Source organism: Steroidobacter sp., from assembly GCF_016790065.1.
Classification (GTDB): Bacteria; Pseudomonadota; Gammaproteobacteria; order Steroidobacterales; family Steroidobacteraceae; genus Steroidobacter.
On record NZ_JAEUPY010000118.1, the window covers coordinates 1 to 9,022 of the forward strand.

The window sequence follows — 9,022 nt, forward strand, 5'->3', positions numbered from 1 at the left end:
TATGAACTTGGCATGGCTGCGATGGGAAATGGATGCCGCCCGCATCCAGTTCCCACCCGCTCAGCCGAACGCTGCGCGTCAGAACGATAAGAACGCGCCGAGGTTGAAGGTGTTGCTGTCGTTCTTGATGCCGTTGTGCGACTCGGCTTTCACATCGGTGAACTCGCCGAGCAACGTCAGGTTCTCGGTCAGCGAGTGATACACGCCGACGGTGAACTTTTCGTTGGACTCGACCAGATCCGAAGTACCCTCGGCGGAGGCCAGGTCCAGGTTACTCACGCCGTAGTTCACACCGATCTTGGTGGCGCCGAGCTTGTAAGTGACTTGCGCCAGGAAGCCATCCGAGTCGCGCTCACGGCCGCCGGGTGCCGCGCCGAATAGAAACAAGCCGGTGGTGCCCATGCCTTTGCCGGTGTAGTACCAGCCCAGCACTTCGAACTGGCCTAAGGTGACTTTACCGCCGATATCGAAGCCTCGGCTGTCGAAGTCGTCGGCGTCGGTGACGCCTTCTTGTTTCTGACTGATGAAGGTGGCGGACACGTAGATCGGACCATTGGTGTAAGCGACTTTGCCGTGGAAGCCAGGGCTGCCTTTGGGAGTCGCCGCGCCTTGGGTGATGGGCTCGACCGGATCGAAAATGCCGAGAGTGATTTTGAAGCCGCTGAAATCCGGCGTGGTGTAATTGATCTGTGCCAGCCAGTCCGTATAGATGTAGCCCAAGCCGATGGAGCCGAGCGACGTGTTGGCCGGCGCCGCATAGTTGCCATTGCTCGCGCCGACACCTGGCAGAGTCATGTCGTTGAGAATCACATCGGCACCGAACAGACCAATGTTACGGCCGAGCATGAACGTGCCCATGCTCTTGTTGCCGAAAGTCATGAACACCTGGCGCATGTCGATGCCGGTGGTGCCCAGCGCGGTGTTCAACAACGTCGCGCCCTGTTGCAGGTTCGGACTACCGTCGTTGGTACTGACGCCCGGATAGAAGCCGAAGGTCACGGCTAGGTCGTAGCCGTTTTGGGTAGTGGATGCACCGATGGCCAGTGCGGCCGGCAACAAGCCGTTGCTGATCGACGAAGTCTTGTCTTCGCCGGCAGCGCCGCGACACGCCAGTCCGCCGGTGATGCTGAGCGATGTTTCATCTTCGCAACTGGAATGGATGTAATGGACGTTGACGTTGCCGCTGGCCGTGAACTTCCAATCGCCGGCATTCAATTCGACCGCGCCGGCCGGTTTGCAGACTACGACTGCGATGACGGCGGCAATCGTATATCGAAGCATGTGCATAGGCCCGTACATGCCTTGGTTCGTGTGCATGGCATTCCCCCTTCTGATTGTGTCGAATGATTGTGTCGAGCACTCACAATCGGCCGCGACCTGCTGTTTGCTGGCAGCGGCACGTATTCGTGTGGCTGATATGTAGCAAGCTGTATGCCAGTTTCGAATCAAGGCCGATTTGCAGGTGCGTGCGTGCGAAAAGACAACAGCTGACCAGACGAAGTCGAGGCGCATCGTCGAGATGTGTTCGAGCCTGTGTCAGAAAGTGACACTGTGACGACACAGACGGCACAGTGATACAGTCGTTGCGCGCTGCTTAATGTTGGATTGATGGGGCTAATTGATGGACCGCTGGACTGGGAATAACTGCGTGCTCGCTGCAAAGTATCGGGAGCCGTTGTGGCAATGCAGGTCCGATTAGCAAACAAACTGGCCGGCCTTTGTATGGGTTACCTCATGCTGGCGGCCGCTGCGGCGTATGCCGAACCTTCATCGCGAGAACAAGTCATCGCTCGACTGGCGGGTGGCGGCACCGATCTTTCCAATCTCGAAGCGCCTGGTGTCGATCTGTCCGGCATCGATTTCCGAGGGGCGAGAGTGTTTGGTGCCAATCTCGAGGGAGCCAATCTTGCCAAGGCCAATCTGGCCAACTGCAATCTGGATATATCTATTCTGCGCAATGCCGTGCTGACGGACGCCAACCTGCGCAGCGCGAGTTTGTTCGGCGTGCTGATGGTGAGAGCCAATCTTGCCGGCGCGGATCTCAGCGGCGCGCGACTCATGAGCAATCTGGAGTTCGCCAACTTGGAAGGCGCCAATCTCAGCGACTTGAAGAGCGGCGCCGACATGCGCAATCAACCCATGGGTTTGATTCGCATCGTGCTGAGAAACGCCAAGCTCAAGGGCGCGAAACTGGTTGGCGCTGACTTATCTCGCGGCGATCTGAGCTTTGCCGATTTACGCGAGGCGGATCTCACTCGCGCCAATCTGTCGCGGGTCAAGCTGACGGGGGCTGATCTCAGTGGCGCCACACTCGAAGGCGCCACGGTGACCGATGCCGAAATTCACAACAGCATTTTCACTGGAGCGCGTGGTGTGAGCAGCCTGCACGGACTGGAAACCACGCACGGGCGTGAGACAGCCACGTTCTAGCTACTTCTTCGTTCGGCTGCCGGGCGTTTCGCAGGTCTGATCGTAGGCCGAGCCGCGCTTGGGTTCGATGGGGCGCACTTCATAGTGCAGGCCGCAGGCCAGGCAAGGATTCTGGGCAGCTAACGCGGCAGCTTCTTCGAGGCTGCCGACGCGAAAAAACCAGTACCCGCCGATGACCTCCTTGGTTTCGGCGAACGGGCCGTCGGTGATGCCATGTTTGGAAACCATCAGGGTGGGCGGGGCCAGCCGCTGGCCGGAAATCATCTTGCCTTGGGCCACCAGCACGTCGTGCCATTCGTAAAAAGCATCGATGGCCTGTTGGATTTGTTCGGGTGACTTGTCCTCGTCCCACTTGCCCTTGGAAATCACCAGATACTCGGACGGCGTTTTCGGGTCGGTCATGCGGCTTCCTTCGACATGGCTGGTTGGAGCTGGCTAGGGCTGTATGAATAGACAGGATAGCAAAGCCCGCGGCCAATGTCCGAGCCCCTCCCGCAGTGACGCAACTATTGAGACGCCCTCAGTCCGCATCCAGCAGCAGTTTGTTTTCTTCGGCGGTCTTGCGAATGATGGCGGCGCCGTTGTCTAGCAGAAAAGAACGAAACGCCACCGTAATGGGTGACAAACGTTTGTCACGCAGGTGAATCACGTACCAGTCGCGAATCAATGGCAAGCCCACCACGTTCAAGATCACCAGCTTGCCGGCCGCGAGCTCCAGGCCCACGGTATGAATGGAAATGAAGCCGATCCCCATGCCGGCCATCACCGCTTGTTTGATGGTTTCGTTACTGCTGACTTCCATGGCCGCGTGGATGGCCAGATCCCGTTCCTTGAACACATGTTCCATCGACGCCCGCGTGCCCGAGCCTTCTTCGCGGATGATGAATTTCTCGCTGCTCAAGCGTTGCAATGGAATCCGGCGCTTGCCGGCGAGCGGGTGATTGGGCGAGGCGATGATGACCAGCGGATGTTTGGCAAACGGCTCGGCCACCGTAATCAGCTCGCGGGGCGGTCGGCCCATGATCACCAGGTCGATGTCGTTTGCGGCCAGCTGTTGAATGATTTCTTCGCGGTTGCCCACCGTAAAACGAATCGCGACTTCCGGATAAGCCGGGGCAAACGCGGACAGTAGCGACGGCGCGAAGTATTTCGCCGTGCTTACTGCGCCGAGCTTCAATACGCCGCGTTTCAAGCCACGCATGGCGGCGAGCGATTCGCCCGCTTCACGCAACAGCTCGTTGATCTGCGCCGCGTAACGCAGCAGTTCCTCGCCGGCGGCGGTGAGATGAATCTGCCGGCCGACGTGTTCCAGCAACGGCATGTCGATTTCCAGCTCCAGCAGCTTGATCTGTTGCGAGATCGCCGGCTGGGTGAGATGCAACTCGCGAGCGGCGCGAGTGAAGGAGCGGTAGCGCGCCACAGCCGCGAACACCCGCATCTGTCTCAAGGTGATGTTACGCATGGGGCCAAGATAAGGAAAAATTATGCTGGGGCCAATTATTTCGAATTGGACCTAATGCGCGGCCGCGGGCGAGTCTGTGCCTCGAGACGATGATGATGGCGGTGGAATGAGTGGCCACAGTTTGCTCGAGGCACGACGACCATGAAGAGAATTGGCAATCGCAACGCATCGGATCCGACGGCAGAACGCTACCGGGCGGGTGTACTCAAGTATGCGCAGATGGGCTACTGGGACAGCGGTTATCGGCCCAAGGACACCGATGTCCTGGCGATGTTCCGAATCACCCCTCAGGAAGGGGTGGATCCGAATGAAGCCGCCGCCGCCGTGGCCGGCGAATCTTCGACAGCGACCTGGACCGTGGTGTGGACCGATCGACTCACGGCTTGCGATCGTTATCGCGCCAAAGCCTACAAGGTCGAGCCGGTGCCGGGCTCGCCCGGCCAATACTTTGCGTACATCGCTTACGACTTGGACTTGTTCGAACCGGGTTCGATAGCGAATCTGACCGCGTCCATCATCGGCAACGTGTTCGGCTTCAAGCCGCTCAAGGCGCTGCGTCTGGAAGACATGCGCTTGCCGGTGGCCTATGTGAAAACATTTGCCGGTCCGGCGACCGGCATCGTGGTCGAGCGCGAACGACTCGATAAGTTCGGCCGACCGCTGCTCGGTGCCACCGTGAAGCCCAAGCTCGGCCTGTCCGGCAAGAACTATGGCCGCGTGGTGTACGAGGCGCTGCAGGGTGGCCTCGACTTCACCAAAGACGACGAGAACATCAATTCGCAGCCGTTCATGCATTGGCGCGATCGTTTCTTGAACTGTATGGAAGCGGTGAATCGGGCTCAGGCCACCAGCGGCGAGGTGAAGGGTCATTATCTCAACGTCACCGCCGCGACCATGGAAGACATGTACGAGCGCGCCGAGTTTGCCAAGCAGCTCGGCTCGGTGATCGTGATGATCGACCTGGTGATCGGCTACACGGCCATTCAGTCGATGGCCAAGTGGGCCCGCAAGAACGACATGATCTTGCATCTGCATCGCGCCGGTCACAGCACCTATACGCGGCAGAAGAATCACGGCGTGTCGTTCCGTGTGATCTCCAAGTGGATGCGGCTCGCAGGCGTGGATCATCTGCACGCCGGCACCATCGTCGGCAAGCTCGAAGGCGATCCGAACTCGGTGCAGGGATTCTACAACGTGTTGCGTGAGTCGCAGAACCCGATGGATTTACAGCGCGGCATCTTCTTCGACCAGGACTGGGCCGGATTGCCCGGCGTGTTGCCAGTGGCTTCCGGTGGCATTCATGCCGGTCAGATGCATCAGCTGTTGACGTATCTCGGCGACGACACGGTGCTGCAGTTCGGCGGCGGCACGATCGGGCATCCCATGGGCATCGCTGCTGGTGCCACTGCGAACCGAGTTGCGCTCGAAGCCATGGTGCTCGCTCGCAACGAAGGCCGGGATATCTGGCGTGAAGGTCCATCGATTCTGTCGGATGCCGCCAAGCATTGCGTGCCGCTGCGAGCAGCACTGGATACGTGGGGTGAGGTCACGTTCGACTATGCGAGCACCGACACACCCGACTTCGTTCCCACACCGACCGCGGCCGCTTGATTTTTACTCGAGAGCACAGCCATGCGACTCACTCAAGGTACGTTCTCTTATCTGCCCGATCTCACTGACGCGCAAATCAGCGCCCAGATCGAGTACTGCCTGCAGCGCGGTTGGGCGGTGTCCATCGAGCACACCGAAGACCCGCATCCTCGCAACACCTACTGGGAAATGTTCGGCATCCCGATGTTCGATCTGAAGGATGCCGCCGGGATCATGCGAGAAGTCGAAGCCTGCCGGCGCACGTTTCCCAATCGCTACGTCAAGGTGAATGCCTTCGACTCCACCCGCGGCGTGGAGACGCTGCGCCTGTCCTTCATCGTGGCTCGCCCCGATGAGGAACCGGGCTTCGAGCTGTTACGTGAAGAAGGCCCGGGCCGAGAAGTGAAGTACTCGATGCGGTCGTACGCGACGCGAAGGCCGGAGGGCCATCGCTACTGACGCCGCTCAGGTCGGTGCCGCGGTAGTCGCTTTCTCAAAGGGAGAGCGCTGAGGGTGTTTTTCGGGGGGATGCCTGTCACATGAATTCTGTGCTGAAACAAACTGTCACAGTTGACACAGCTGTCACGCCGGACACCTCTGGTTTCAACCTCGAGGCCGTGTTCCGCGACTCCCATGTCGCCGACGTGCTCGAGCAACTCGACGCCGAGTTGATCGGCCTCACGCCCGTCAAAAGTCGCATTCGTGACATCTGTGCCTTGCTGCTGGTGGACACTTTGCGTCGTCAGGCCGGCCTGAGCACCGGCGCGCCGTCTTTGCACATGAGCTTCACCGGCAATCCCGGCACCGGCAAGACCACTGTCGCGCTGCGCATGGCAGAGATCCTGCATCGGCTCGGCTATGTGCGAAAGGGGCACATGGTCGCGGTCACTCGCGACGATCTGGTCGGCCAATACATCGGCCATACCGCGCCGAAGACTCGTGAGGTGTTGAAGCGAGCCATGGGGGGAGTGCTGTTCATCGACGAGGCCTACTATTTATACAGGCCCGAGAACGAACGCGACTATGGTCAGGAGGCCATCGAGATCCTGTTGCAGGAGATGGAAAACCATCGCGACGATCTGGTGGTGATTCTGGCCGGTTACGAAGATCGCATGGAGCGATTCTTTCGGAGCAATCCGGGCCTGTCGTCACGGATCGCGCATCACGTCGCTTTTCCGGACTACACGCCGGACGAGCTGTTGGCCATCGCCGAGTTGATGCTCCAACAGATGCAGTACACGTTGAGCACCGATGCTCAGGCGGCGTTACGCGAATACATAGAGCGGCGACAGACCCAGCCGCACTTCGCGAATGCCCGATCGATTCGTAACGCGTTGGACCGCGCGCGTTTGCGTCAGGCCAGTCGCTTGTTCGGCAAGCGCGATCAGACCATCGACAAGAGCGACCTGATGACCCTCGTGGCCGCGGATATCCGGGCCAGCCGTGTGTTCGCCGAGACTGCAAAAAATGGGGAGTTGCCAACATGACGATCGCACCTCGCACGTTGACCCGATTCCTGATCGAGGAGCAGCGTCGTCATTCGCACGCCACCGGCAATTTCACCGCGTTGGTGAATGACGTGCGCCTGGCATGCAAGCGCATCGCCACGCTGATCGGCAAGGGCGCGCTGTCCGGCGCGCTGGGCGATGTCGATACCATCAATGTGCAAGGCGAGACTCAGAAAAAGCTGGACGTGCTGACCAATGACATTTTCATTCGGACCAACGAATGGGGCGGTCAGTTGGCCGGCATGGTGTCGGAGGAGATGGAGCGCCCGTACGCCATTCCGGCGGAATATCCCACGGGCAAATATTTGTTGCTGTTCGACCCACTGGATGGCTCCTCGAACGTGGATGTGAATGTCGCTGTCGGGAGCATCTTTTCGGTGCTGCGCTGTCCCGAGGGTGTCACAGACCCGTCCGAGGAGCATTTTTTACAGCCGGGGACCGAGCAGGTGTGTGCCGGCTACGCTATCTATGGTCCATCGACCATGCTGGTGATGAGCACTGGCCGCGGCGTGCATGGCTTCACGCTCGATCGCGAGATTGGCGAGTTCATGTTGACCCATCCGGATCTGCGCATTCCCGAGACCACGTCGGAGTTTGCGATCAACGCGTCTAACTCGCGCTATTGGGAGGCGCCGATCAAGCGCTATGTGCGCGAATGTCAGGACGGAGCGAGCGGGGCACGCGGTCATGATTTCAACATGCGTTGGGTGGCCGCGCTGGTGGCGGAAGCTCATCGGATTCTTATGCGCGGCGGCGTTTATATGTATCCGCGTGATCGCAAGGATCTCGCCAAGGCAGGCAGGTTGCGTTTGTTATACGAGGCGAATCCCATCGGCTTCCTGATCGAGCAGGCCGGCGGCCGCGCCAGTACCGGTCGCGTGCCGGTGTTGACGGTGCAGCCGGAAAGCCTGCATCAGCGCATCGGCTTCGTGTTCGGTGCGCGCGCTGAAGTCGAACGTATCGAGCGTTATCACAGCGAGTACAACGACTTCGAGTTCAAGGCGCCGTTGTTCGGTTCTCGTAGCATCTTCAGATCGCCCGCATAGGCAGCCACCATGTCAGCCACGCATCCCATCATTGCCGTTACGGGTTCGTCAGGGGCCGGCACGACATCGGTCATGCGCACCTTCGAGCAGATCTTCCGTCGAGAAGCCATCAGCGCGGCGTTCGTCGAAGGCGATAGCTTTCATCGCTACGACCGCGCTGGCATGAAGCAACAAATGGCCGAAGCGGTGGCCCGCGGTGACACTTACTTCAGCCATTTCGGGCCCGATGCAAACTTGTTCGCCGAGCTCGACGGCTTGTTTCGCAGCTACGGCGAGTGCGGGCGCGGTCAGCGGCGCCGCTATCTGCACGACGAGCATGAAGCTGCTCCGTTCGCTCAGAAGCCGGGTACGTTCACCGCATGGGAGGAACTGCCCGACGCGACTGACTTGCTGTTCTACGAAGGGCTGCACGGTGCCGCGGCTCACGAGGAGATCAACGTCTGGAAGCATGTCGACTTGCTGATCGGCGTGGTGCCGGTCATCAACCTCGAATGGATTCAGAAGTTGCACCGGGATCGTTCGACTCGCGGTTATTCGACAGAAGCAGTTTCCGACACCATTCTGCGTAGGATGCACGACTACGTGCACTACATCTGTCCGCAGTTCTCACGGACTCACATCAATTTTCAACGTGTGCCGGTGGTCGATACCTCCGATCCGTTCGTGGCGCGCTTCATCCCGTCGCCGGAGGAATCCATCCTGGTGATTCGTTTCGCCAATCCGCAGGGCATCGACTTTCCGTACTTGTTGTCGATGCTGCATGACTCGTTCATGTCCCGCTCCAACACCATCGTCTGTCCCGGCGGCAAGATGGACCTGGCCATGCAATTGATTTTCACGCCCATGATTCTGCGGCTGATCGAGCGCCGCAAGGAATCGCTGGCGCGCCGTCCGCACCGTTCGAACACTGCGTTGCTGGAGCCCGCTTTCTAACATCTTCAGAGGGTCATTGAGGTTCACATGCCGAAGCTCATCGATGGTATCGA

The 9,022-nt window shown here is 59.5% G+C and carries 9 protein-coding genes; 6 read left to right on the plus strand and 3 right to left on the minus strand.

All coding sequences use genetic code 11. The features are described 5' to 3' along the window. Positions 1–78: 78 nt before the first annotated feature. Complete coding sequence (locus JNL55_RS05195) at positions 79–1,317, minus strand: porin (protein ID WP_293850261.1); 1,239 nt, start codon at positions 1,315–1,317, stop codon at positions 79–81. A 417-nt stretch (positions 1,318–1,734) separates the two neighbouring features. Here JNL55_RS05195 and JNL55_RS05200 point away from each other — a divergent pair, with 417 nt between their 5' ends. Beyond that, on the plus strand, positions 1,735–2,430 hold the full coding sequence (locus JNL55_RS05200; RefSeq protein WP_293850264.1) for a pentapeptide repeat-containing protein: 696 nt from the start codon (positions 1,735–1,737) through the stop codon (positions 2,428–2,430). Here the strand turns inward: JNL55_RS05200 and JNL55_RS05205 are convergent, their stop codons facing one another. Together JNL55_RS05205 and JNL55_RS05210 are read right to left on the minus strand one after the other, a co-directional pair. Continuing rightward, positions 2,431–2,832, minus strand: a complete 402-nt coding sequence (locus tag JNL55_RS05205) for a YciI family protein (RefSeq protein ID WP_293850267.1) — start codon at positions 2,830–2,832, stop codon at positions 2,431–2,433. Positions 2,833–2,950: 118 nt separating this feature from the next. Then, positions 2,951–3,892, minus strand: a complete 942-nt coding sequence (locus JNL55_RS05210) for a LysR family transcriptional regulator (RefSeq protein ID WP_293850270.1) — start codon at positions 3,890–3,892, stop codon at positions 2,951–2,953. A gap of 141 nt (positions 3,893–4,033) precedes the next feature. Here JNL55_RS05210 and JNL55_RS05215 point away from each other — a divergent pair, with 141 nt between their 5' ends. The 5 genes from JNL55_RS05215 (at position 4,034) to JNL55_RS05235 (ending at position 8,969) form a co-directional block, all read left to right on the plus strand. Next, positions 4,034–5,503 (plus strand): form I ribulose bisphosphate carboxylase large subunit, encoded by a 1,470-nt coding sequence (locus tag JNL55_RS05215; RefSeq protein WP_293850272.1) that lies wholly within the window; start codon positions 4,034–4,036, stop codon positions 5,501–5,503. Positions 5,504–5,524: 21 nt separating this feature from the next. Continuing rightward, the gene (locus JNL55_RS05220) at positions 5,525–5,941 is read left to right on the plus strand and encodes a ribulose bisphosphate carboxylase small subunit (protein WP_293850274.1); all 417 of its coding nucleotides are present in this window, start codon (positions 5,525–5,527) and stop codon (positions 5,939–5,941) included. A gap of 80 nt (positions 5,942–6,021) precedes the next feature. Continuing rightward, complete coding sequence (gene cbbX / locus JNL55_RS05225) at positions 6,022–6,969, plus strand: CbbX protein (RefSeq protein ID WP_293850277.1); 948 nt, start codon at positions 6,022–6,024, stop codon at positions 6,967–6,969. Next, positions 6,966–8,036, plus strand: a complete 1,071-nt coding sequence (locus JNL55_RS05230; protein WP_293850280.1) for a class 1 fructose-bisphosphatase — start codon at positions 6,966–6,968, stop codon at positions 8,034–8,036. The genes cbbX and JNL55_RS05230 overlap by 4 nt, the downstream gene beginning before the upstream one ends. A gap of 9 nt (positions 8,037–8,045) precedes the next feature. Next, a complete protein-coding gene (locus JNL55_RS05235) occupies positions 8,046–8,969 on the plus strand; it encodes a phosphoribulokinase (protein ID WP_293850282.1) in 924 nt (307 codons plus the stop codon). Positions 8,970–9,022 lie beyond the last annotated feature (53 nt).